Origin of the sequence: Candidatus Infernicultor aquiphilus (assembly GCF_002784285.1) — a bacterium.
GTDB classification, from domain to species: Bacteria; Atribacterota; Phoenicimicrobiia; order Phoenicimicrobiales; family Phoenicimicrobiaceae; genus Infernicultor; species Infernicultor aquiphilus.
The window spans coordinates 1-1,551 of record NZ_PFKO01000062.1 but is presented as its reverse complement, the minus strand read 5'-3'; the positions used below and the strand labels follow the sequence as shown (position 1 = coordinate 1,551).

Annotated in this window: 1 protein-coding gene, 1 tRNA gene and 2 pseudogenes; all 4 read right to left on the bottom strand. The window is 33.4% G+C overall.

All coding sequences use genetic code 11. The features are described from left to right. Positions 1–413 (bottom strand): annotated as a pseudogene (locus COZ07_RS01735) (hypothetical protein); the annotation flags it as partial. Between the two features lie 139 nt (positions 414–552). Beyond that, positions 553–630, bottom strand: a tRNA-Pro gene (locus COZ07_RS01730). A 96-nt stretch (positions 631–726) separates the two neighbouring features. Then, entirely contained in the window at positions 727–1,260 is a 534-nt protein-coding gene (locus COZ07_RS01725; protein ID WP_406606874.1) for a biotin transporter BioY, read from the bottom strand. 78 nt (positions 1,261–1,338) lie between these two features. After that, a pseudogene (locus COZ07_RS01720) lies at positions 1,339–1,551 on the bottom strand (biotin--[acetyl-CoA-carboxylase] ligase); the annotation flags it as partial.

Here is a 1,551-nt window from a genome sequence, read left to right as displayed (position 1 = left end):
TTTTTCTTCAATTTCAAACCCAATGAATTTTCTATTAAGCTGTTTGTATATCCTATGGGAGAGTTGACCATTCCTTCAGGACAATACAAAACAATTTGCCAGAAATAATTAAACTTGTTATTCTTAAATAATTGTGGAAGAAATTTTGTGCTAAAGAATGTAATAAAGAAACTATCGTCTTTTAAGATCCTATCGCATTCTGGCATAATATTATAAAAAAGACTTAAATCAGAATCGTTTCGGACACCATTTGTGTTTAATCCGTAAGGTGGATCAGTCATCACTACATCTATGGAATTATCGGGAATCGATTTTATTAATTCTAAACAATCTCCGCAGATTATTTTATTAACAAAGTCTTCCGGATATTTAAGATTTTCATTAAATTTATTTGTCCTTAATCTCATTTTCATTTTAAATTATCCTTAAACCGCAATGGCAGATAACGTAAAACAATCGAACTACTTCGGTTATACACGACTCTACCTGTCTACATGCGAACACGCATAGGCAGAGGTGAAGCTTCAATAGGAAGTTTCTTCTCTTTTTTTTTGGTCGGGGCGAGAGGATTTGAACCTCCGACCTCTTGGTCCCGAACCAAGCGCGCTAACCGAACTGCGCTACGCCCCGCCATGTACACTAAACATTAATTAACCATTCTAATTTAATAAATTATATCATAATAATATAAGTTGTGGGTTATAATTTTTATTAAATTTATTACGGTTATCTTAATGGGATGACCAATTTTAATTTACTGGCGATGAAGGAAGCAGCAATTATTTTTAGAATATCTCCAGGCAAGAAAGGAAATACCCCTACCATTAAAGCTTTCTTTATTCCTATACCAGTTACTAGAGACAGTTGAGTTATTCCGCTTATATAGATAATTATGATGCCTATCCCACCGGCTAGAAAATAATAAAAAATATCTTTTTCTTTTTTTAGCTCTATAGCCTTCCCAACAATATAGGAGGAAATTATGAATCCAAATAAAAAACCACCGGTCGGTCCAAACAAAACACCTATCCCGGCTTTAAAATCGGCAAAAACAGGTAAGCCTATTAGCCCTAATAATACATAGATTATTTGACTTGACCCCCCCAAAACACTTCCCAGGGTCATACCAGCCAAGAGAGTAAATAAATTTTGTAAAGTAAGAGGGACTGGATAAAGGGGGATAGAAATAAATGCGCCTACCGCTGTTAAGGCAGCAAACAAAGAAACTAAGGTCATCTGGCGAATATTCATTTTTTTCATTCTCAAATCCTCCGAGTTTCTGATAAATTAATGTTAACCTATACATTATCTTAAGTTAACACGATATCCAAAAAAAATTTAAATTATCGTTCCAGAAATTATTTTTTCTAACTCACCATTTTCTTTCTTTAAAATTAATGCCCCTTCTTCATTAACATTAATAGCTTCTCCGCTAACTACCTTTCCTCCTATATTAATTTTTATCTTTTTCCCCAGAGTATGCGAAGATAGTTTCCATTCCTTCAAAATAGAAGAAAATTCTCTTCTTTTTAACCTTTCGTAATACTTTTC